Annotated in this window: 24 protein-coding genes; 17 read left to right on the forward strand and 7 right to left on the reverse strand. The window is 40.4% G+C overall.

Features of this window, described 5'->3' with window-relative positions:
* The first annotated feature begins 278 nt into the window (after positions 1 to 278).
* The 7 genes from BN3261_RS15285 (at position 279) to BN3261_RS15305 (ending at position 6030) form a co-directional block, all read left to right on the forward strand.
* The gene (locus BN3261_RS15285) at positions 279 to 1307 is read left to right on the forward strand and encodes a zinc-dependent alcohol dehydrogenase (RefSeq protein ID WP_059086706.1); all 1029 of its coding nucleotides are present in this window, start codon (positions 279 to 281) and stop codon (positions 1305 to 1307) included.
* Positions 1308 to 1566: 259 nt separating this feature from the next.
* Positions 1567 to 1704, forward strand: coding sequence for a hypothetical protein (locus tag BN3261_RS17825; RefSeq protein ID WP_161209391.1), 138 nt, complete (start codon positions 1567 to 1569; stop codon positions 1702 to 1704).
* A gap of 33 nt (positions 1705 to 1737) precedes the next feature.
* On the forward strand, positions 1738 to 2235 hold the full coding sequence (locus BN3261_RS15290; RefSeq protein ID WP_059086707.1) for a nitroreductase family protein: 498 nt from the start codon (positions 1738 to 1740) through the stop codon (positions 2233 to 2235).
* A 176-nt stretch (positions 2236 to 2411) separates the two neighbouring features.
* Positions 2412 to 2633: a hypothetical protein gene (locus BN3261_RS15295; protein WP_059086708.1), complete on the forward strand. Its 222-nt coding sequence runs from the start codon at positions 2412 to 2414 to the stop codon at positions 2631 to 2633.
* Between the two features lie 539 nt (positions 2634 to 3172).
* Complete coding sequence (locus BN3261_RS15300) at positions 3173 to 4870, forward strand: carbon starvation CstA family protein (RefSeq protein WP_059086709.1); 1698 nt, start codon at positions 3173 to 3175, stop codon at positions 4868 to 4870.
* Between the two features lie 9 nt (positions 4871 to 4879).
* Complete coding sequence (locus tag BN3261_RS17830; RefSeq protein WP_199874132.1) at positions 4880 to 5212, forward strand: hypothetical protein; 333 nt, start codon at positions 4880 to 4882, stop codon at positions 5210 to 5212.
* Entirely contained in the window at positions 5194 to 6030 is an 837-nt protein-coding gene (locus tag BN3261_RS15305) for a S8 family serine peptidase (RefSeq protein WP_059086710.1), read from the forward strand. The genes BN3261_RS17830 and BN3261_RS15305 overlap by 19 nt, the downstream gene beginning before the upstream one ends.
* A gap of 54 nt (positions 6031 to 6084) precedes the next feature.
* On the opposite strand, the gene BN3261_RS17835 is transcribed toward BN3261_RS15305, so the two are convergent.
* The gene (locus BN3261_RS17835) at positions 6085 to 6255 is read right to left on the reverse strand and encodes a hypothetical protein (RefSeq protein ID WP_005428285.1); all 171 of its coding nucleotides are present in this window, start codon (positions 6253 to 6255) and stop codon (positions 6085 to 6087) included.
* Between the two features lie 156 nt (positions 6256 to 6411).
* On the opposite strand from BN3261_RS17835, the gene BN3261_RS15310 reads away from it, so the two are divergent.
* Both BN3261_RS15310 and BN3261_RS15315 read left to right on the forward strand, forming a co-directional pair.
* Entirely contained in the window at positions 6412 to 6792 is a 381-nt protein-coding gene (locus BN3261_RS15310) for a TnpV protein (protein ID WP_005428283.1), read from the forward strand.
* 309 nt (positions 6793 to 7101) lie between these two features.
* On the forward strand, positions 7102 to 7767 hold the full coding sequence (locus tag BN3261_RS15315) for a PBECR4 domain-containing protein (protein WP_005428282.1): 666 nt from the start codon (positions 7102 to 7104) through the stop codon (positions 7765 to 7767).
* A 411-nt stretch (positions 7768 to 8178) separates the two neighbouring features.
* On the opposite strand, the gene mobQ is transcribed toward BN3261_RS15315, so the two are convergent.
* The 6 genes from mobQ to BN3261_RS15345 all read right to left on the reverse strand — a co-directional run bounded on the left by mobQ (position 8179) and on the right by BN3261_RS15345 (position 13314).
* Positions 8179 to 9888, reverse strand: a complete 1710-nt coding sequence (gene mobQ / locus BN3261_RS15320; protein WP_023924145.1) for a MobQ family relaxase — start codon at positions 9886 to 9888, stop codon at positions 8179 to 8181.
* A gap of 135 nt (positions 9889 to 10023) precedes the next feature.
* On the reverse strand, positions 10024 to 10245 hold the full coding sequence (locus tag BN3261_RS15325) for a hypothetical protein (RefSeq protein WP_005428277.1): 222 nt from the start codon (positions 10243 to 10245) through the stop codon (positions 10024 to 10026).
* A 169-nt stretch (positions 10246 to 10414) separates the two neighbouring features.
* Entirely contained in the window at positions 10415 to 11272 is an 858-nt protein-coding gene (locus BN3261_RS15330) for an ATP-binding protein (RefSeq protein ID WP_005428275.1), read from the reverse strand.
* Entirely contained in the window at positions 11269 to 11985 is a 717-nt protein-coding gene (locus tag BN3261_RS15335) for a replication initiator protein A (RefSeq protein WP_005428274.1), read from the reverse strand. Before BN3261_RS15335 ends, BN3261_RS15330 begins: the two co-directional genes overlap by 4 nt.
* 24 nt (positions 11986 to 12009) lie before the next feature.
* Positions 12010 to 12393 carry a hypothetical protein gene (locus BN3261_RS15340; RefSeq protein WP_005428271.1) on the reverse strand — a complete coding sequence of 128 codons (384 nt, stop codon included), beginning with the start codon at positions 12391 to 12393 and terminating at the stop codon, positions 12010 to 12012.
* 3 nt (positions 12394 to 12396) lie between these two features.
* On the reverse strand, positions 12397 to 13314 hold the full coding sequence (locus BN3261_RS15345; protein ID WP_009245410.1) for a ParM/StbA family protein: 918 nt from the start codon (positions 13312 to 13314) through the stop codon (positions 12397 to 12399).
* Between the two features lie 537 nt (positions 13315 to 13851).
* Here BN3261_RS15345 and BN3261_RS15350 point away from each other — a divergent pair.
* The 8 genes from BN3261_RS15350 to BN3261_RS15380 all read left to right on the forward strand — a co-directional run bounded on the left by BN3261_RS15350 (position 13852) and on the right by BN3261_RS15380 (position 21190).
* Complete coding sequence (locus tag BN3261_RS15350) at positions 13852 to 14607, forward strand: hypothetical protein (protein WP_005428267.1); 756 nt, start codon at positions 13852 to 13854, stop codon at positions 14605 to 14607.
* Entirely contained in the window at positions 14600 to 15493 is an 894-nt protein-coding gene (locus BN3261_RS15355) for a hypothetical protein (RefSeq protein WP_005428264.1), read from the forward strand. The genes BN3261_RS15350 and BN3261_RS15355 overlap by 8 nt, the downstream gene beginning before the upstream one ends.
* A 12-nt stretch (positions 15494 to 15505) precedes the next feature.
* Positions 15506 to 16147 carry an ABC transporter ATP-binding protein gene (locus tag BN3261_RS15360; RefSeq protein WP_009245407.1) on the forward strand — a complete coding sequence of 214 codons (642 nt, stop codon included), beginning with the start codon at positions 15506 to 15508 and terminating at the stop codon, positions 16145 to 16147.
* Between the two features lie 18 nt (positions 16148 to 16165).
* Entirely contained in the window at positions 16166 to 16984 is an 819-nt protein-coding gene (locus BN3261_RS18010; RefSeq protein ID WP_235812394.1) for a radical SAM protein, read from the forward strand.
* A complete protein-coding gene (locus BN3261_RS18015; RefSeq protein ID WP_235812395.1) occupies positions 16981 to 17448 on the forward strand; it encodes a hypothetical protein in 468 nt (155 codons plus the stop codon). Before BN3261_RS18010 ends, BN3261_RS18015 begins: the two co-directional genes overlap by 4 nt.
* 128 nt (positions 17449 to 17576) lie before the next feature.
* Positions 17577 to 19097 carry a DUF6034 family protein gene (locus BN3261_RS15370; protein WP_005428257.1) on the forward strand — a complete coding sequence of 507 codons (1521 nt, stop codon included), beginning with the start codon at positions 17577 to 17579 and terminating at the stop codon, positions 19095 to 19097.
* Between the two features lie 115 nt (positions 19098 to 19212).
* Entirely contained in the window at positions 19213 to 20307 is a 1095-nt protein-coding gene (locus BN3261_RS15375; protein WP_009245400.1) for a S8 family serine peptidase, read from the forward strand.
* A gap of 25 nt (positions 20308 to 20332) precedes the next feature.
* A complete protein-coding gene (locus tag BN3261_RS15380; protein ID WP_015526198.1) occupies positions 20333 to 21190 on the forward strand; it encodes an ABC transporter transmembrane domain-containing protein in 858 nt (285 codons plus the stop codon).
* Positions 21191 to 21381: the final 191 nt, after the last annotated feature.

The following is a 21381-nucleotide window of genomic DNA, read 5'->3' on the forward strand; positions in this document are numbered from 1 at the left end:
GCTGAATTCGCAGGCTTCGTTTTTTAACCGATAAACCACGAAGGAGTTATTCGGTCATGAGCAAGTAGCGAAGCGTATTGCGAATATTCGCTTGACTATTCCGTTTACCGATAATTATGGAATGTGCATAAAAACAAAGCTGCAAACTTGTTCAATAAGCAGAATCATAGAAAACTATCTTGACAGATCAGGAGAAAAGAATAATAATGTAATTACTTTAATAAAATAATTAATAAAAGATGATATGCAATAGAAAGAAATTAAAGGAGGAGAATAAGATGCTTCAGCAGGTAATGACAAATCCAGGAGAGATTATTTTCAGAGAGGTTCCAGTTCCGGAAGTGGGAGATGACCAGGTTCTGGTTAAGATCATGAACATTGGTATCTGCGGATCAGATATCCATGTATATCACGGCAAGCATCCTTTTACAAAATATCCGGTAACACAGGGACACGAAGTATCCGGTGAGATCACGGGACTTGGAAAGAATGTGACAGGTTTTAAGGTTGGCCAGAAAGTAACCATCGAGCCTCAGGTATACTGCGGACACTGTTATCCATGCCGCCATGGAAAATATAATCTCTGCGAGGAACTGAAGGTTATGGGCTTCCAGACAACAGGAACAGCTTCTGAATTCTTTGCAGTAGATGCATCTAAGGTAACACCGATCCCGGAGGAGATGTCTTACGAGGAAGGTGCAATGATCGAGCCGCTGGCAGTTGCAGTCCATGCCGTGAAGCAGATGGGCGATGTAGAAGGGATGAACATCACAGTGATCGGTGCAGGTCCCATCGGAAATCTTGTTGCGCAGACAGCCAAAGGAATGGGGGCAGCCAGGGTTATGATCACGGATGTCAGTGACCTTCGTCTTGCAAAAGCAAAAGAGTGCGGCATTGATATCTGTGTAAACACAAAGGAGAAAAATTTCGGAGAGGCACTGGTAGAGGCGTTTGGTCCGGATAAGGCAGATGTGATCTATGACTGTGCCGGAAATAACATCACCATGGGACAGGCCATCCAGTATGCGAGAAAAGGCAGCGTGATCGTACTGGTAGCGGTATTTGCGGATATGGCAACCGTTGACCTTGCTGTTGCCAATGACCACGAGCTGGATATCAAGAGTACTATGATGTACCGCCATGATGATTATGTAGATGCCATTGATCTTGTAAATGCGGGAAAGGTTCATTTAAAGCCGCTGATCTCAAAGACATTTAAGTTCGCAGATTATCTGAAGGCTTATCAGTATATTGATGAGAACCGTGAGACAACCATGAAGGTTATTATCAATGTGCAGGAGAAATAATTTCTGAAGATTATAAGTGATATAAGAAAAACTCCCGGATGTTTGGCTGTCCGGGAGTTTTCAGATGGTGGCGGTGTCAGATTATGGGAGAATTTTTGGAACAGTTTTGAGTGATTTGTTTATTGATGTGTGGTATGGTTATTATATCTTATAGGATTCTTGTCTGTATGGACATTCTGAAAGCTTCGTATTCTGGAGCGTTTTCCATTTTAAGTTACTGTAGAGTTTGTAAAAATACGTTTTATGGGGTTTTTATGTTTTGATGATGTGGTATAATTTGTATATACCGGTGGGAGTGATCAATCGTTTGTTTTTGGATGGACGGTCGGATGAAGTGCAGCGTGTGATGACGGATGTAAAATGGCGTCAGAAGCTGTATGATGAGTATGAACTGTAACAAGTGATATGAGTATGACGAGGAGAAAATAGCATGGAGAATATTTTTCACAGAGTAAGTATCCGTAAATATGAAGATAAACCCGTAGAGAAGGAAAAGATCCTTCAGATCCTGAAAGCAGGTATGCAGGCGCCAAGCGCATGTAATCAGCAGCCGTGGGAATTTTATGTTGTGACAGATAAGGAGAAGATCCTGGAGCTTTCCAAAGCCACTCCCTATTCCGGATGTGCAGCAGGTGCACCGGTTGTGATCGTTCCGGTATATCGGAAAGAGGGATTGCCTGTTCAGGATATGGCACAGATCGATATGTCTATCGCACAGGAGAATATCTGGCTGGAAACGGATGCACTGGGACTTGGCGGCGTGTGGATCGGAATTGCACCGCTTAAGGATCGTATGGCGTTGATCCATGATATTCTGAAGCTTCCGGAGAATGTGGAGGTATTTTCTCTTTTTGCCCTGGGGTACCCAGCAGAGAGCAGAATGCAGCAGGATCGTTTTGATGAGAGCAGGATCCACTTTGTAGAATAAAAAAGCCTTCTTTGAGGAAGATAACATCCGGAAACAGAAAAAGTCTGAATGTAGTGAAAAATACCAATAAATCCTCTGAAAATTTGTGCAGAACGCATTTTGCATGATTGGGATTTTTACGATAAAATGTAAGTATAAGAACTGAAAAACTGCATTAAATGAAAGAGGTGAAGGGTATGAAGGAATATGAGATCATTATTGAAACCATTAATCCCTGCGGCGGCGATCGTCATTCTCAGCAGGAGATCATTGAAGCAAATATCGAGAGCCCGGAAGCTTTCGTAAAAGAAAAAGGAAGATTTCCGATCATTGATAAGATCGAGAATCCCGATGGCGGAGTCGTGATCGTAACCGGTGACGGAAAAGGATACATGGTAAGATATACATTTTCTGAATAATGGATAATGCGGCGTATGTGACGGGAAACGGATTGTAAAGCAGAGCTGGGATTAGATCTGGCTTCGTTACATACGCCGTGTTTTGGCTTTTACCTAAAAAATGCATAAAAAAACATATGCAAATTTATAAAATATATATAAATTATTTGTTGAATTTTTATAAAAAAAGGAGTAAAACATTAGATAAATAAAAAAGAGAAATGCATGGAACAGGACAGATCACAAGAAGCAGACCGGATCACAGAGAGCCGCAGCTGGTGAGAAGCGGCAGAAGGTATTTTGTGATATCACCTGGGAGCATCCCGCTGAATAGAAAGGTTAAGTAAGCCGGGACGTAGTCTTCACGTTACAGAAGAGGCTGTTTGATATGACAGTAATAAGTGGTCGCGTTTAGCAATAAATACGATAATACAAAGTGGTACCACGGAACATTCCGCCTTTGTTATCCGAAAGGATAGCAAGGGCGTTTTTTGATGCAATAACTGTTTTACGGTCATTGTATCATGTATAAAAAATACAAAGGAAAGAGAGTTGATATTATGAACGGAATAACAATGATGATCATAGCCATTGTAGTTCTCGGAGGCGCATATCTTCTGTATGGCCGTTATCTCCAGAACAAATGGGGAATTGATCCGAAAGCAAAAACTCCGGCATACGAAATGGAGGACGGAGTTGATTATGTACCGGCTGATACAAATGTAGTATTTGGACATCAGTTTGCATCCATAGCAGGTGCAGGTCCCATCAACGGACCGATCCAGGCCGCAATTTTCGGTTGGCTGCCGGTTCTGTTATGGATCCTCATCGGTGGTGTATTTTTCGGAGCTGTGCAGGATTTTGCATCCATGTATGCATCCGTAAAGAATAAAGGACGTACGATCGGATATATCATCGAAGCGTATATCGGAAAGCTTGGAAAAAAATTATTTCTTTTATTCTGCTGGCTGTTCTGTATTCTGGTCGTTGCCGCATTTGCAGATGTTGTAGCAGGAACCTTTAACGGATTTGCCGTAAATGATGCAGGAACAGTTACAAAGGTAGCGGCAAACGGAGCTGTTGCAACCACTTCCATGTTATTTATATTTGAGGCTGTTGCACTTGGATTTTTCCTTAAATATACAAAATTCAACAAATGGGTCAACACTGCAGTCGCAATTTTACTGCTGGTAGCAGCAATTGTGCTGGGACTTAATTTCCCCATGTATGTAAGTCTTGGAACCTGGCATATCATCATTTTTGTATACATCCTGATCGCCAGTGTCGCTCCTGTATGGGCACTGCTTCAGCCACGTGATTATCTGAACAGCTATCTGCTCATTTTTATGATCGTCGGTGCGGTTATCGGTGTATTTGTTGCCAATCCTTCCTGTAACCTGAAGGCATTTACAAGCTTTAACGTAGACGGACAGTATATGTTCCCGATCCTGTTTGTAACCATCGCCTGCGGTGCTGTTTCCGGCTTCCATTCACTTGTATCTTCCGGTACTGCATCCAAGCAGATCAAAAATGAGAAAAACATGCTTCCTGTTTCCTTTGGAGCAATGCTGATGGAAAGTATGCTTGCCATCATCGCACTGATCGCAGTTGCATCCTTTGCAGATGGTGAAGCAGCAGCACAGGGACTTACAACACAGCCGCAGATTTTTGCAGGTGCTATCGCAAACTTCCTTTCTGTAGTTGGCCTTCCGCATTCCCTGGTATTTACCCTGATCAACCTTGCTGTATCCGCATTTGCACTGACCTCTCTTGATTCTGTAGCCAGAGTCGGACGTCTGTCATTCCAGGAATTTTTCCTTGATTCTGATACAGATGAGGAAAACATGAGCCCGTTCCTGAAGGTAGTAACAAATAAATATTTCGCAACAGTCATTACACTGGTACTTGCCTACATGCTTACAAAGGTCGGCTATGCAGAAATCTGGCCGCTGTTCGGCTCCGCAAACCAGCTGTTATCTGTACTCGCTCTTGTAGCCTGTGCAGTATTCTTAAAGAAAACAAAACGTCAGGGTTGCATGCTCTGGATCCCGATGGTATTCATGATGGCAGTTACTTTCACAGCACTTGGTATGACCATCACAAAGCTTTCAAAGGCACTGATAACAACAGGGCTGGATCTTGGAAACACCTTACAGCTTGTATTTGCAGTATTACTGCTGATCCTTGGTGTACTGGTAGCAATCCAGGGCGTGAAGAAACTGCTTGAGAAGACAGATGATAAAAAAGCAACGGCATAATATTATCGGATGAGATTACGTATTTTTGTTTGGCTGGAGAAGCATAAAAAGGTACTGATCGTACTGATGGATTTGTTAGTGTATTGCAGCAATTCTTTACCTTCCTCTAGCTTGCAGCGCAAAATAAATGCGCTGACAGAAAAACCAAGGGTCTTTTTAAATAATCAGGAAATGATGGCTGCGATGATGGAAGGAATGCCGCTTCGTCCGTTGTTAAGCTTCGTTCCCGGAATTAAAAGAGAAATGCTGGAACAGATGGTTGGTGCTTTAAACGAAGGCTTTGCATATAATAAAAAAAATGTATCAATGGAAATGAAAGCCTTATGCCAGATCAGAAAATAGAGAATCTTCTTAATCTTGCCATGAATGCCCTGCCGCAGGAGCGGGCGAAATCGGAAAATCTGAATGTGGGATATGATCCCACCACCAGGTTGTGGGATGTGATCGTGAAGTACAGTGGCCCGGAAAGCGGACTTGGTGGTGAGAGGATCCAGGTGGTCCCGCTGCTTGGTGGTTATGCAGTAGTGACATTGCCGGAATCGGAAATTGCTGCATATTCAGTCAGAGAGCAGATCGAGTTTATAGAAAAGCCCAAGAGACTTTATTTTGAGACCTTTGAAGAGCGGGAGGCAAGCTGCATTTTGTCGGTGCAGAATGGAGCCGATGGCTTAACCGGTGAAGGGATTTTGGTGGGCATTGTGGATTCCGGAGTGGACTATTTTCATCCGGATTTCAGAAATGAGGATGGCAGTACCCGGATCCTGCGACTGTGGGATCAGAGTGTAGCTGGAAATCCACCGAAAGGCTATGTATCAGGAACTGAATATACGAAGGAAGAAATTGATGAGGCGCTTGCACTCGGGGAAACCGAAGGCAGGCGCCTTGTTCCGTCTGGGGATTTCAGCGGACATGGAACAGCAGTTCTTGGAATAGCAGCAGGAAATGGGAGAGCATCGGAGGGAGTGAATCGAGGCGTTGCGTATAGAAGTGATCTTCTGGTGGTAAAGATGGGAAATCCACGGGAAAATTCATTTCCGCGGACAACGGAGCTGATGGAGGGTATTGATTACCTGATACGGCAGGCAGTGAAGATGAGAAAACCGATCGTTATAAACGTCAGCTTTGGGAATAATTATGGTTCTCATGAACCTTATAATTAAGGGAAAACATAAGAAAACACTGATATTTCCTGTGTTTTCAGGCAATTCAGTGTTTTACTCGGATTCATGTTTGGTTGTTGTTTGAGTCTTATAATACTCGGTCAGGATCATGTTAATCTGCTGGGAACGTGTACGATAGTTCGCTTTTGCATCCTTATCAATCTCAGCAACCAGTTCTTTGGACAAAGTAGTATAGACCTGAATATTGTTGGAACTGATAGCCATGTGGCACCTCCGATTCAATTTAATAGAATTATTCTATCATACTTCTTCGGGAGGGGCAATGTGAACTGAAAATTGAAGAATTATTGTTACTGTAAAATTGGAACGGTCGTAAAGAAAATCTATGAATAGAGAACGATAAGAAAGGTAGAACAGACAATGAAGAAAACAATTTTTGAAGAGATGGGCGGTACTTATATCAGACATGGGGATTATCTTATCCCTGCTCTTACCTTACCGAAGGAAGAAGAACAAAGGGTTGTCGGTGTATGGGGACAAAGACATTTGCGGTATTTGAAGGAATACCGCAGATTGCTATATCTGAATATGCTTACAAGCGGCAGGCTGAATGGTTATTTGGCTGATATAGAAGAACAGGCACAGGAACGCTTTGAAAGACTTGTAGAACAGATGAAACAGGCACAAGGCATTACAGAACAGCTAAAGGTGGAAAATGTCTTGGAATGGATAGGAAGAATGAACAATATACAAGTATGTGCGAGGGAGATTGTGGATAAAGAGATAATTTATCAAGAATGAAATGTAAGATAAATAGTGTATAAAATGTAGCAGGGCATCATAAGATAAAATTGTAATTGCATTTTCCACATAGTTCGTGTAAAATGTAATTAGAAAAGCTGTGCATCAGCGGTGGGTTGACACCTAAAATCTGATACGTTTTCCGAACGAAGGTGTCGGAGGTTGGCAGGCAACGGAAAAACCTGATATTTTCCAGACGAAGGTGCTGGAGGTTGGCAGACAACGGAAAAATCAACCATGAGAAGGGAATGTTTAGTGCTGCGGCGTGAACATTCCCTTCTCTAAATTTTATGGGATAAGGATTAAGTTATGGACAAAAGACGTGCAATTCAGATTATGACAAAAGCGGCACAACTATATAAAGAACATCTTGAGGATCAGAAGGTTTTGTTCCTATATGGCTTACCGAAAGAGGTGAATAAGCAATTACAGGAAAGTAATAAGATTTTGTCATCTGTACAGGGATATGAAGTTGTTTTCCATAGATACAATTTTTTACATTTGACAGGAGTTCGATTGAATAAAAAAGAGACAGCTTCTGCAATTCATTTTTACCAGAAATGCCTGGATAAGCGATTAACAGAAAATGATTTTGTTTTTGCAAAAGATGGCTCTACGGGGCAAAAATTGGATATATTGGAACGTATGATGCTTATTAAGAAAAACGTAACAATGATAGGAGAATTTACAGATCGAGGACCGAAATTATATACAGAAAAAGCTGCCGGGAATATATGTGGTTGTATTGGCTTCGTAAAAGATAAAAATACGAAATTAAATGTACCGAACACATTGCTGAAAAAGGACATCAGAGATGTAACAGCACAGCCTACATATAAAGTATTTGCTGTAATATCAAAACACTATACAGATGAGAAATATACAAATCTTGTGAAGATGGACAAAAGTATTGATTTGAAAGAGTGTTGTTTCTCAGAAACAATAGAAAATATGATAGATAGAGAAAATCTATAATGAAATATAAAGAAACCATGCTACTGCTTTTTGTAACAGTATCATGGTTTTATTGTTTGTCGTCTATATTTTAAGTTGATTATTACTTTACAAAATTGGCAATGTTATAATTATCATTGATTTTAGAAGAAGGGAGTATCGAGGGAAATTAGTGGAACTGGTTTTGCAAGCATAGCGTTTGGATATCCAAACGCACTTTGGGAGCCCCCCAAACCCCATTTGTTGGCTTTACAAAGTAGGAATTTTTTGCTCAAGATAAAAAGAGAGTGCGTAAGCGGAAAGAAATCAAATTATGCTTACGCACTTTGTGCCTCACTTTTGCTCGGTGGTTAGCAGTTTGTGAATTATTGGGATGAAGCAATATAACTGTTTTGAGAAAACGGGATATTTTTTATATTAGTAGTTTAAACATTATAGTTCTGTGTTGTGCGATTTTTGCCTGGATTGAACAGGATGTTTTTTTTGCAATTCCTGTTTCCTCTGATATTCAAGTTCCCAGGTACGATGAGAGAAGCTATAGGGATCTTCCATATTGAGATCATCCACTTCATGGGTTGCGATATCACGATAGTGATAGTCATAATATTCACCAAAAGTACCTTTGAGCTGCTCAATCAGTTTCTCTCGGAAAGTAGGTCGTATCTGGATTCTGGCATCCAGTAATTCTGTATATTGCTCTGGTTTAGGCCGGAGTTTTTCCTCTTGGAAAGCGACAGCATCTTTTTCAAGCTGCTCTTTGAGAGCCATATCCTGAGAATCGAGAATATCCAGATTCTTATCCATCTGGTCGTATTTTCTGGAAAGGCTCGCCATATCTTTCTCTGTGGAGCATTCAGCCTGAAACAGCAGCTGTTCTTTGGCAGATTTCAGTTCCTCGATTTCTTCTGTTACGGTTGTAAGCTGCTGGTTTAACTTTATATGCTGGAAAGGATTTAGAATACTGGTTTTACTTTTTTGCACATTTAGTTCTTTCTTTTCAGTAACTTTCGCTTTGAGCTTTTTCTTAATGGTATCATATTTATTTAGGATAGGACGAAAATGCTGCATCCAGTCATGGATCACTTCTTTTTGCATTTCATTATGAAGTAAATGATATTGTGTAAAAATCATATGATTGCGGATTGCTTCTAATGTTTCTGCAATTACCGGAATAGATTTTTCGACAGCTTGAACCAATTTTTTTATCTGTGTTTTTAATTCCCGTAGTATTCTGTTATCCGCACGAACCCGACGGTTGATTTCACACCGGTCTGCTATCATGCCTTTCTTTTCCATATTCTGGGCAATGTAGCCTTCGTGGATGGTTGGCTGTTCAGTGATTCCCTGAGCTGCAAAACTGCGGTGATCAATGGCGGCATTTATCTGATTAAGGGCAAGCATTTTATTTACGGCATCTGCCCAGTTTGCTCTCCAGAGGCAGAGCTGTTCCTCACTGTTCCATTGTTCGGAAATCGGGTTTTGTCTGCCATACCGGGTGCTTTTTGGATGTTTGTCGATACGTTCATAACCTTTCTCCTGTGCTGCCGAGGGAGTCAGATATACTTTCTTTTTCCCAGCTTTATAACGATACTGTTTTTCCCAGCCCTCTTTCTGAGCATCCTTAAATTCAGAAGCAGTAAATCCCTTTTCCTCTCCATCTTTGATGCATAGATATTCTTTTTCGGTTTTATACTGCCATGTTCCGTTTTCGTTTAATGGACGGACAGTAAGTAGAATGTGTGCATGGGGATTGTGACCATCTGTATCGTGAATGGCGAAATCGGCACACATTCCCATATCTACAAAATTCTTTTGAATAAAATTCTGAAGAAGAGAAATATTGCTGTCTTTATCCAACTCAATAGGGAGTGCGACAACAAATTCTCTTGCCAGTCGGCTGTCTTTTGTTTTTTCAGCAGCTTCTACAGCATTCCAGAGTTGCTCCCGGTTTTTCCATTTAGGCGGAGCCATAGGGGGAAGCATTACTTCCTGATAGATCAGTCCATGTTTTCGGGTGTAGTCATGCTGGATGCCATCGTAATCATTGTATATGCGGCTACAGCTCATATAAGCAGATGCAGCGACAGCAGACCGCCCGGAACCACGGCTGACGACCTTGGCTTGCATATGATAAATTGCCATATCTGGCACCTCCTTTCGATGTTGCCTGCAACAGCGGATAGCCCTCGGCAGAGCGCACGAGCCCCGTAGGGGATACCACCGCCCGATTTATCGGGTGGTGAGTAAGTGCGCCCTTCGGGAGTAGAACTTGTGTATTTACATTCCTCTTAGCCGGAGCATCAGCTCCCGCTTTAGGGTATCTAAATCCATTTCTTTAATATGTGGAGCAATGCTTTCCAGAATCGCTCCTTCTTGAATCAATCTGCGTGTTCTGGCATTACGTTCCTTTTTACGGTTTCTTGCTTCGATTTCTTCCAGTCTGTGTTTTGCCTGTAAAAGCACTTTTTCTTCTGGTGTCATAATTCTTTTATTTGCCATATCTGGCACCTCCTTTTTATGCCCGTATCCGGGCGATTTAGTTTTAAAATCTTGTGGTTTAGTACTATAGTTTTAGATAACTGACAGTGGCATGTCTCTGGTGATAAATAAGAAAAGAAAGTAGTACTACTGTCAGTGAAAAATAGTTATTGTGCGATGCTGCTTTGTTTCAACTCTGGTTTGAAGTGTGATTATCTAACAGAATTTTTTTCGTTTTTTTTAAATTAGCTGTTGCATTGTCCTGACGGATATTCCGGTTATTGATACGGATGGGAACACATCTCTCCAGAATCCGGTCATAAATTCGCTTGTGTGCGATATCAGCGGCGTTATTCAGCTCTGATAAAGTGAGATTGGTTGTTATGATCAGGGGCTTTTTACTGCGGTAACGGCTGTCAATCACATTGAATACCTGTTCCAGTGCAAAGTCAGAGTTCCGTTCAATTCCGAGGTCATCAATGATCAGAAGGCTGTAGCGGTTTAAGCTGTGGATGAACTGATTCCTGTCTTCAAAATGCATTCCGGTAAGGGTATTCAGAATCCGGGAAAAGTTGGTCATCAGTACCGGGACGCCTTTTTCCAGAAGGGCATTGGCAATGCAGCCTGCAAAGAAAGATTTTCCAGTACCGACATCGCCCCAGATGAGAAGTCCGGAAGCGTTTGCTTTCATCTCTTCCCAGTTACTTACATAATTGTGTGCAAGTTTCATTTCCGGATTGCTGCCGTTATCTTTGGCAAAGGTGTAGTCATAAAGTGATTTGTCCTGTAAGCCGCTGGTTTTGAGATGCTCTATTTCCATTTGCTTTTCATGAAGTTTTCTCTGGGCTTCCTCCTGTTCAAAGATCTCCTGCTGGCACTTACAGCGGATGGAAGGAATAAGAACCTTTCCCTGTAATTCATGCCTGCACTGTCTTGGCGTATTGCATTTGGAACAGTAGATCAGGTGATTTGTTTCGTTAAAATATTCATCAGACTGAAGCTCTCTGTTTGGTGTGATAGCTGTTGGTTTTTCTGTAAATGTTGTCATAATGTTTCGTATTCCTCACTTTCATAATTTCGTTGCCGGGAAACAGGATGATCCTGTCTTGCCCAACGGATGATGGTAGCTGCATGGTTTTGGTATTGCTTTCCGGTAGAAGCCATATAACCGGATAAGCGTTCCATATAGTCCTGCCAGTCAGGGATTGTCTGCCGGATATTTTCCAGCTCCGTCTCTGACAGAAAAACATTTTGAAATGTTCCATAGGGTGAGCGTGGCTCTTTACTCCCTCTTATTGTTAAATGGTTCTTTTTTATCTCTTTCTTATTACTGGACAGTTTTCTGTCTGTATCAGGGAAAGAATCCTGTCTGTCAATAGGACAGTTTTCTGTCTGTCTTGAGGAAAGAATTCTGTCTGTATTGCTGAGGGTTTCTTTCGGGATTTTTACATAGATCCGATTAGGGTGTCCGGGTCCCTGCCGTTTTCGGAAGATAAGCTCTTGTTTTTCCAGTACTGCCAGAGCAGTTTTCACCGTCATCTGGCTTTTGTGGAGAACTTCTGCCAGTGCTTCAATCGTAAAGTAGAGGAACACATGACCATTTGTATCTGACCAGCCCTCATTTTTCTGGGAAAGCCTTGCACGGTCGAGCAGGATCATATAAAGCATTTTGGCAGTTTCGTTTATTTCCATGTCCAGAAGAAAACGGGGAAACATCATATAAGATGGCAGGCTTGTGTCTGCTGTCAGAAAGTCCGTCATGTGTTCACCTCCAATCACAATGGTTTATTCTCCAAGAAAATCCCAGTCTATATCACGATCCGGCTGTTCTTTTTCAGGAGCTGGAAAGGGCATCCTGATGGGGGATTCCCTTTCCAACATGCCTGCAGTCAGCCCGGACAGAAAAATCGGCAATGACTGTTTCAGGCTGTGTTCTACTGCTTCTACAATCTGTTTCACAAAAAGTTCTTCCCGTTCCCTTGTTTCCAGATAGGGATCAGCCTGAGTGCGGTAGTAGCGGTCAAAATAATCGACCAGTGCAAGGGAGATTACCTGGCTGTAAGATTTAAAATTCTGTCTGTCCATCGTCTGTAAATATTCCCAGGCTCTCCGCTGCTGGTCTTTGTCCAGATTAAATCGCAGGTTTGTGTTGCGGATATGGTTCTGCATGGCTTATCCCCTCCTTTTCAGGCTCATATAAGCCAGAGATTCATAACCTTTGGCAGTGGCACAGATATCATCAAGGATGGTAACTCGTGATTTGTCATACGCTCCAAAGTTACGGATCAGGCATCCACCGCCTCCGACCACATACAGGCGCATCAGGCCAGGATTGTATTCATATTTGCGGAGCGTGGCAAAAATATCTGTGACATACTGTCTGGCAACAGCAGTAATACAATCCAGATAAGACGCTGAAATGTCAGCGGTTCCAAACCGCAGAATCTGCTCTACGGTAGATTCTTCAATCTTTACTCCGAAGTTGTCCAGAACAGCGTTTTTAGCGGCAATCATGCATTGGTTTACGCCAAACTTTTCTGTCCAGCACCGGCTTTCCTGTGCTTTCTTATTATTGATATACAGAATGTTCATGGTTCCGTTGCCGATATCTGCAAGAAGATTTGTCCCCTTGAAATCTCCAAGTCGGTTTACGATAGCCGGATATCCCTGCGGGTAAAGGCTGCATCCCACAAAACGGAGATGATACTCTTTGCTGTTAAATCGGTAATGGACTTCTGGATTCTGGAGCAGATAGGAACGGAAATCTTCTCTCTGGTTTCTGATCCATGTCAGAGGAAGCCCGGCAGCCAGATGAACGTCTGCTTCACGGATGGAAAAGACATTCAGTTCCCTTGCAATCGCCATGAGAGTTAGAAGATAATATTCTTCGTCCATAGCTTTATCTGGGATAAATTCTTTGTGTCCTTCGCCAATCCGGTAGTAAATGCCGTTATATTCCAGAATATTCCCGGTGAAGATGGGTTCTGTTTCATAGGCTTTGATTCCGGTTGGTGTGACGGTATTTGCTGTTTTCATGTTGCCGTAGCCGTGATCTACAGCAATGATTTTTGTGTTTCTGAGTTCTCGCATAAAAAACACCTCCATTTTCGTATTGATTAATTCAGCAGGCTGTACCGGTGTGGTACTGCTTTGCTGTGAGATAAGCATACGAAAGTTGGAGGAAAAAGACATTGAGGGAAAATTGAGTTGGAATTGAAAAATAGGATATAATTTTGTAAAATAGAGCAATTTCTTTAGTTTTTTATAGCCCTGCATTTTTTTGTTATAAACGTTCATTAAATGTTGACATGTTATTATATAAATGGTAATATTGTACAATAAAATGTGGAAAGTTGGATGGAATTTATTGAATTATAATAAAACTAATCGTACTTAACTGGCGGCTTATGTATTTGTAGAACTTAGAATAATAGAAAATTTAAAATATTATCAATTTTTACAGCTGTTGCAATGCTTTCAGTAGGAACAACAGTTTTTGCAAGTCCTTAACTGTTGTTTGATAAGGAGTGTAGTTTTATACAAATAGTGATATTATTGCAAAAAACTAGGATTTTATAAAAATAAAAAAATCAAGTCTATAGCTGTTTGAAGTGAGGAGAAAAGCGTATGAGAAATGTGTTGGCAACGGACATAAAAAACAATATTCGAAGCATTCGCTTTATTTTGGGGATTTTTCTAATCGTTTCGGCTACCCTGATGTCTGAGCATGAGATGTTGCAGAAGATCATAAATGCAGGCGGATCTGCAGAAGGACCAGGCTGGTTCGTAGCATACACCTATTGTATGAACAGCGTTAATATGCTTCTGTTTGTTCCCATTGCCGTTGCTTTTGCGGGTGGAGAGAATACGGAGGCTGAGCTGCACAGTCGTTTTTTTCTGTTCAGTTATATCCGTTCAGGGAGAAAACAGTATCTCGTAGGAAAAGCAGCAGGATTGTTGGTCTCCGGAGGTTTGACAGCTTTTTTAGCCATGGTGTTCCTTCTTGTAATCTGTATACTGAGGTTCGGTCAGTATCCTTCTCTGATTGACGGAAATTATGAGATGGCAGTGCTTGTGGGCAGAACGGCGGTAAGCTTTCTGAGATTGTTTTTAAATGGCGCTTTTTGGGCGCTAATTGGCGGTACGTCGGCTGTCATAACAAAAAATCGCTATATGTCCTATGCCGTTCCTTTTATTCTTTATTATGTCCTGACCGTATTTCAGGAGCGTTACTATCAAAAAGCATTCTTTCTGAGTCCCCGCTATTGGGCGGCGTCTATTTACTACAATGATATCTTCTGCATTGCTATATTAGCGGTTGGAAGTTTTTTAACGGCACTGATCTTTATGTGCGCAATAGAAAGAAGGTTGCGGTATGCGTGATATTAAACAGGCTTTTTGGATTGCAGGCCAGAATTTCTATGGATGGAAAAAAAGTCCGAGGATCTGGATGACCTTTATTTTGGCAGCTATATTATGTCTGATGCTGTCGGATCAGATTATTTCCCATGCGATAAAATATGAGACAATCCTTCAGGTATTCGAGCCGTTTATTTGGACATATGGGGATGCATCCTCTGTTATGCTGTCCTCCCTGCTTTTAATCCTGCTCTTTGCGGACATGCCATTTATCAGTCAGGCAACTCCGTATTGGCTTGTACGCACAAAACGGAAGATATGGCTTGCGGGTCAGATTATCTATGTGATCCTGGCGACTGTGATCTATAATATTTTTTTGGCTGTGATGCTTGGAATTATGGGAGCTCCCTTTTCCTTTACGGGAAATGTGTGGAGCGAAACAGCGGCAATGTTGGGCTATGGCGGTGGGGAGAGCATAACCGTTCCTGTTTCCATAAAAACAATGGAAAGCTCAACTCCTTATATGTGCGCAGCAATAGTGTTTGGACTTGTACTTTTATATACTCTTTTTATCGCAGTTCTCATGTTGTTTTTAAATCTGGCTGCGGGAAATATGGCAGGGGTGATCGGTGCTTTTGCAGTCAGTCTGTATGGGCTCCTGCTGAACCCAGATGTTTTCCGGAAACTGTTTCATTTTACAGAAAGTCAGGAATATAGGGCGAACGTGTTCTGCGGCTGGCTGTCTCCGTTGAACCAAGCTACCTTTCCCATGCACAGCTTTGGTTATGATTACCTGCCAGGGATCGGGATGAGCATGTTCATATTTGCAATATTAATCATAGCGCTGATCGGCTTGTCAGCCGTCCGAATTAAGGGCTATAATTTCTCTTTTACGCAGACAAACGAATAAATGGAGGGCAAAATGGAATATGCAATCAGGTTGAAGGGACTGACAAAATCCTTTCAAAAAGAAAAAGTATTAAAGAACATTACCCATGATTTTGAAAAAGGGAAGATTCATGGGATTATGGGGTTTAACGGTTCAGGGAAAACCGTAATGTTTAAATGCATCTGTGGATTTTTACAACCTGAGAGCGGCACAGTGCTCGTAGGGGGAAAACAGATCGGGAAGGAGCTGGACTTTCCAGATTCCGTAGGCATTATCATTGAAAACCCTGGCTTCTTTCTGGATCTCAGCGGTTTTGCGAATTTAAAGAGACTGGCGTCTCTGAAACACCGTATTTCCGATGACGATGTGAGGGCGACGATGCGTGCCCTAGGGCTTGATCCTCTGTCTAAAAAGAAGGTAGGACAGTATTCTCTTGGAATGCGTGAACGTCTTGGTATCGCACAGGCAATCATGGAAGATCCGGAGCTTTTGATATTGGACGAGCCTTTTAATGGTCTGGACAAGCAGGGGGCAGGAGAGGTCTGCGAGCTTTTGCGGGGATTAAAGGAACGAGGGAAGACTATTCTTATCGCAGCACATAACATGCTGGAGATCGAATGGCTCTGCGATACGATCTGTGAGATGGATGCAGGTGTCCTGACGCAGATAAAATAAAAATACGGGGGAAAGAATATGGGAAAGGTATTAATTAAATGCATTCAAACACCAATGCAGAAATATTTTTATGATCGTTCTTTGGATTCTGTAGTTATGGTGAATGATGAAGAATATCAGATATTAAAAACTGTGGAAAAGACAAAATTGGTTCCTGATGGAGTGTTAAGACGGTTTGTGAAAAGCGGATTATTGCGTGAGACTGCGATAGAAGAAATTGAGCATCCTGAGACAGAAAACTTACATTTGTTGGCAGAACATTATATGGGCAATCTGATTTTGCAGGTAACTCAGCAGTGTAATTTGAGATGCAAATATTGTGCATATTCTGGAAACTACTATAATCGTTCCCATACGTCAAATAGGATGGATTTCGAGACAGCCAAAAAAGCAATAGACTTTTATTTGAAAAGAAGCGAAAAAGCGGATCAACTTGCATTATCATTTTATGGGGGTGAGCCTCTTCTGGAATTTGAATTGATTAAGAAATGTGTTTCCTATATTTTACAACGTAAAGGGGATAAAAAAATTCTTTTTACTATGACGACTAATGGGACTTTAATGACAGAAGATGTCATAGAATTTTTGGTAAAATATGAGTTTAATCTTATGATTAGCCTTGATGGTGATAAGAAAAGTCACGATATAAATCGAAGATTTAAAACAGGAAAAGGTTCATTTGACATTATTTTAGAAAATTTGAGTAGACTGAAAGCTTACAATGAAGAGTACTATTCAAAAGTTTTGTTTAATTGTGTTATTAGTTCTTCATCAGATCTTGAAAATATATATATCGATTTTATTCGGAAGAAGAGCTGTTTGAAGCAGGGACAGTGAATTTCAATTATGTAAATCCAGTTGGTTTAAAAGATGAGACATTGTCGCGCATAACACAAAAAAATTTCAGAGTACATCGACTAGCATATATAAAGATGATTTTATCTGTATTAGAGAAGCGAAAATGGGATGCACAAAGTCGATTGTTGCGAAGAGAACTGCAAGATATTGAGTTATTATATGAACAGCTACATAGTCATGTTGCTGAAGGCAAAAAAACACATCATGGTGGTCCATGCATTCCTGCAGTTAGAAGACTATTTGTGGATACAAAAGGTGAATTTTTTCCATGTGAAAGAGTTTCGGAAGAAGATTCAGAAATGTGCATCGGAAGTTTGGATTCGGGATTTGATTTTGATAAAATGAGTTTCCTACTTAACCATGGTAAGATGATTAAAGAAAAATGTTTAGGATGTTGGAATTTGAGAATGTGTGCATATTGTTTGGCGCAAATTCCAAAATAAATAAGGTAGTCTGTTTCTAAAAAATATACGAAAACGTTAATAGTGTCAGGAAGGTATTTATAAGTTAAAGAGTTTATAATTGAAGTTTCGTGAAAAAGCGACAATTCTATAAGATATATGGAGGAAAAATGAAAAAAAGTGTTCTAGCAATTATGGTAGGTGCGTTGTGTATTATTCTTTCCAGCTGTCAGGAAACACCAGAGGAGAGTTCGGTAGTCAGCAAAGTGGATGGGATTAGCGAGGCGGCTGTCTGTGAACCTCTTAAAAAAGGAGAAAAGAGAGAGACAAATGTTCCAACGCATTGGAAATTTGAAGAAAAGAAAAGCAACGACCGTGTGGTTATCCAGGCAGATATTAAGTTGGGCGAACAAAGCATTGGCAATCTTCCAGTCATAGAGATGCAAAATCACGAGTTAACGCAGGAAGAACTGAATGGATTGATTGATTATTTTACGGACGGTGAGGAACTATATATGCCACAGATGGTGACAAAGGATGCGTATCAGGAAGTGTTAGACAGGATTTCCAGCAAGGAAGGAAGTTACTTGCAATCAGCATATTCTACATCGATTGCAGGGATTCAAAACGCAACCCGAGAGGGGATGGAGCTTGCACCGGATGAAGCGTCTGCACCGGAAAAGATGGAGATAAAATTTCAAAAAAAAACAGAGGATCACGGTGTGGAAGCGGCACGGAGTTGGATGAGTACTGAATTGGAAAACACAGATACAGAGGATTATTTTACTGCAGATGTGGGCGAGGACAGGAAGGCATATATAGAAGCAGAGCGGTATAATCAGGAAATTGACAATGACAGTAGTTTTCTCTGGATGGAGGGTTCTAATTTTATAGAAGAAGAAACAATAGAAACTGAGGAAATGCAGAGTGAGTATTACAGTAGCTTTGGCATGGATACCAACGGCTATACAGAGAAATTTCATGAACTGGCAGATGCGTATCGAAAGTGCATGGACAAGATCACCTTTACAGAGGAAGATGGAAAGGAACAGGCAGAACAAGTTTTAGAGGATTTAGGTATCGATGGAATGGGCCTTGTAGATTCTGATCGTACCGTGTGGTTCCCGAATGGCGCATGTTCAGAGCGCAATGGTCTGGGACTTGGTAGTGATGCTTTGTGGCAGGGAGATCTGGATAGAGGATTACCGGGATATCTGTATTGTTTTTCGAAAAGTGTAGAGGGTATTACTTCAGTTCCTGATGGCGTGGTTGCGGAAGAAACAGTGGATAGTTATGTGCCTCCGTTCCAGGTAGAAACAATCTCTATTCTGATAACAGAGGAAGGAATTAAATATTTTAAATGGGATGGGATATCGGAAGAAGTCTGTACGGTGACGGAAAATACAAAGCTTCTGCCTTTTGAAAAAATACAGGCAAAGCTGACAGATCAGATTTTTTATTGGTATTCCGGAAAAGGCCAGTCTGCCAACGACACTACCGCACTGGAGTATGATGTGGTAAACGCAAAATTGCAGTATACTTATACCACAGCCTATCAGGAGCCGAAACACGCATGGTTGGTTCCAGCATGGATTTTTACTGTCAGGGAAAGTATTGGTGGAAATTCTCTACAGGAGCTTTCTTATGTGATCAATGCTTATGATGGCAGTGTGATTGGAGAAGCATATTAGGGTTCAGCGACACTTGAATTTTTATTGACCATAGAATTACAAGGTTTATCATGAGAATAATAAATATGCGATATTTGGCTTGGATATATAACAGGTAAGAATAGGAATAGTGCAAATGATTAAGCTCGCATTGATTGATAACGGTATACCTTATCATATGAGAAATAACAGGAATCAAAGGATTGTTCATAAATCTTTTTTGGCTTCTAAATGCGATCCAAGTGAGTATAAAGACGATAAATCATTCCATGGCGCTGTATGCGTCGGAATTATCACAAGCATATGTAGTGATATAGAATTATGGGACTTGAATGTGACTGACTCTGCAGGAACAACACAGATCACAGTTTTGCTGGAAGCTTTGGAATGGTGTATTCAAAATAAAATAAAGTTAATTCACATGAGTCTTGGAACAATCAATTATTTTGATATTAAACCCTTATGGATTCAAATAAAAAGATTACTTGATGCTGATGCGATTATAGTAGCAGCATATCATAACAGAAATATAAAGACTTATCCAGCTGCATATCCAGGTGTTTTTGGTGTCAGGCAGGATCGTTATGGTCTTTTGGGAAATGGTCAAATTCTGTTTCAAGAACAAAAAGGTTATAATATTGAGAATTCTATTATAGCAAATTTTTCGTGGAATGGGATCGTAAATCAAGCCAATAGTTATGCGGCTCCTGTTGTCACTGGACATATTGCTACATATTTAAACAGAAAGCCCACAGCAGGATTTGATGATGTTATGGACTTTTTGATGACTATAGCAACGCATAAATCTGATTATCCGGATATACTAGAAAATGTAATAAGGGATAAAACCAATATAGAGATACCGGTAATTGCCGGTATTGATTTAGATTACGAGGAAATGATACAGCTAAAAGTGATGTTTAGTCAGAACGGTTATTACGCAATAAATCTGCAGAAAAATCCTTTAGATGAAAATGTAATTCCTTTAGAATATTATGACGATTCCAATGAGTCATTGAACGATATCCTTTATACAGTATATATAGCTTATGAACCTGATATTATTCTTTTGAATCAAGAGGAAGAAATATTTGAAAGTAGTAAGGCATCAGATATAGATATGTATATTGTGCGTAAAAATAATATGTATGAATTGTATGCAGAAGATCGAATAGGAATAACTTACAATATAGAGGATATATATGAGCTTGTTTGTCAATATTTTGCTTAACGAATAGTGAGGATGGCAATTGGATATGAGAGAAAATGGGAAAACATGGTATCGAATTTGTAAAATGTTGTGTGAATATAAAAAGTATTTTCCAGGGATTATCTGTTGCCTTTTGGGTTCATCATTCATAACGTTTATACACCCACTGCTTATAAGACAAATAACAGATTGTGGTATATTGCAGAAAAACATGAAATACATTCTTTTATTTTCTGTTATATTAATAATAATTTCTTTAACCCAGCAAGAGTTAAATATAATCCAAACAAAATTATTTTCAAATGTACATAATCAGTTTACACATTCTCTCTATAAAAAGACTTACTGGAAAATCAATAGGATGAAAATACAGTATTTTGCTGAAAGAGGAAGTGCAGAGATTATAAATACAATTGGTATGGATATTGATAATGTGTCATCTGTTGTGGATCAGATTACTCAGTTTTCTATATCATCAATTCTCCAAATAATAGGAGGAGTAGTTGGGCTGTCCTTATTAGACTGGAAATTAGCAATATTGATAGAAGCAATTATTCCACTGAAATTTATAATAGTGTCCTATTGTGCAAACAAGAAACGGGAAGTGTTTGAACAGTGGATTGAGGATAAACGAAAGTTTATGAGTTGGTTTGCCGAGTGTATAAATGGAATTCATGAAATGAAGCTCTGGAATCTGTTTCAGGTAAAAAAATCTCAATTTGAAGGTCTGCAAAAAGATTTGATGGATTCATATAAAAAGAACGCAATGCTAGATGAATATAGTACTGTCAGTGTTGTAGTAATAGACACGGTTGTAAATGCGTTATTATATATATTAAGTGGGCTTTTTATAATAAAAGGAGAATTCACTATAGGCGGAGCATTTGCTTTTATTACATATTGAACAAGCAGAGGAGCATATTTACAAGTTCTCAGGCATTGATGAAGGCAATATACCTAGACTATAAAAAATTTGAGATAGGAGGAGCGAAAAGTGTCAAAAAAAGAAAAGTGATCCTTATGTAAACGCTCCATGTCTAAGAAAAAATGGAAATGGACAAGCGCCTAGTCTTGGAGTGTATCTCAAAACTAGGC

Origin of the sequence: Blautia massiliensis (ex Durand et al. 2017) (genome assembly GCF_001487165.1) — a bacterium.
GTDB classification, from domain to species: Bacteria; Bacillota; Clostridia; order Lachnospirales; family Lachnospiraceae; genus Blautia_A; species Blautia_A fusiformis.

Coding starts and splice junctions, on each gene's coding strand:
- BN3261_RS15285 (WP_059086706.1), top strand. CDS start 279: ATGCTTCAGCAGGTAATGACAAATCCAGGAGAGATTATTTTCAGAGAG.
- BN3261_RS15290 (WP_059086707.1), top strand. CDS start 1,738: ATGGAGAATATTTTTCACAGAGTAAGTATCCGTAAATATGAAGATAAA.
- BN3261_RS15295 (WP_059086708.1), top strand. CDS start 2,412: ATGAAGGAATATGAGATCATTATTGAAACCATTAATCCCTGCGGCGGC.
- BN3261_RS15300 (WP_059086709.1), top strand. CDS start 3,173: ATGAACGGAATAACAATGATGATCATAGCCATTGTAGTTCTCGGAGGC.
- BN3261_RS17830 (WP_199874132.1), top strand. CDS start 4,880: ATGAGATTACGTATTTTTGTTTGGCTGGAGAAGCATAAAAAGGTACTG.
- BN3261_RS15305 (WP_059086710.1), top strand. CDS start 5,194: ATGCCAGATCAGAAAATAGAGAATCTTCTTAATCTTGCCATGAATGCC.
- BN3261_RS17835 (WP_005428285.1), bottom strand. CDS start 6,255: ATGGCTATCAGTTCCAACAATATTCAGGTCTATACTACTTTGTCCAAA.
- BN3261_RS15310 (WP_005428283.1), top strand. CDS start 6,412: ATGAAGAAAACAATTTTTGAAGAGATGGGCGGTACTTATATCAGACAT.
- BN3261_RS15315 (WP_005428282.1), top strand. CDS start 7,102: ATGGACAAAAGACGTGCAATTCAGATTATGACAAAAGCGGCACAACTA.
- mobQ (WP_023924145.1), bottom strand. CDS start 9,888: ATGGCAATTTATCATATGCAAGCCAAGGTCGTCAGCCGTGGTTCCGGG.
- BN3261_RS15325 (WP_005428277.1), bottom strand. CDS start 10,245: ATGGCAAATAAAAGAATTATGACACCAGAAGAAAAAGTGCTTTTACAG.
- BN3261_RS15330 (WP_005428275.1), bottom strand. CDS start 11,272: ATGACAACATTTACAGAAAAACCAACAGCTATCACACCAAACAGAGAG.
- BN3261_RS15335 (WP_005428274.1), bottom strand. CDS start 11,985: ATGACGGACTTTCTGACAGCAGACACAAGCCTGCCATCTTATATGATG.
- BN3261_RS15340 (WP_005428271.1), bottom strand. CDS start 12,393: ATGCAGAACCATATCCGCAACACAAACCTGCGATTTAATCTGGACAAA.
- BN3261_RS15345 (WP_009245410.1), bottom strand. CDS start 13,314: ATGCGAGAACTCAGAAACACAAAAATCATTGCTGTAGATCACGGCTAC.
- BN3261_RS15350 (WP_005428267.1), top strand. CDS start 13,852: ATGAGAAATGTGTTGGCAACGGACATAAAAAACAATATTCGAAGCATT.
- BN3261_RS15355 (WP_005428264.1), top strand. CDS start 14,600: ATGCGTGATATTAAACAGGCTTTTTGGATTGCAGGCCAGAATTTCTAT.
- BN3261_RS15360 (WP_009245407.1), top strand. CDS start 15,506: ATGGAATATGCAATCAGGTTGAAGGGACTGACAAAATCCTTTCAAAAA.
- BN3261_RS18010 (WP_235812394.1), top strand. CDS start 16,166: ATGGGAAAGGTATTAATTAAATGCATTCAAACACCAATGCAGAAATAT.
- BN3261_RS15370 (WP_005428257.1), top strand. CDS start 17,577: ATGAAAAAAAGTGTTCTAGCAATTATGGTAGGTGCGTTGTGTATTATT.
- BN3261_RS15375 (WP_009245400.1), top strand. CDS start 19,213: ATGATTAAGCTCGCATTGATTGATAACGGTATACCTTATCATATGAGA.
- BN3261_RS15380 (WP_015526198.1), top strand. CDS start 20,333: ATGAGAGAAAATGGGAAAACATGGTATCGAATTTGTAAAATGTTGTGT.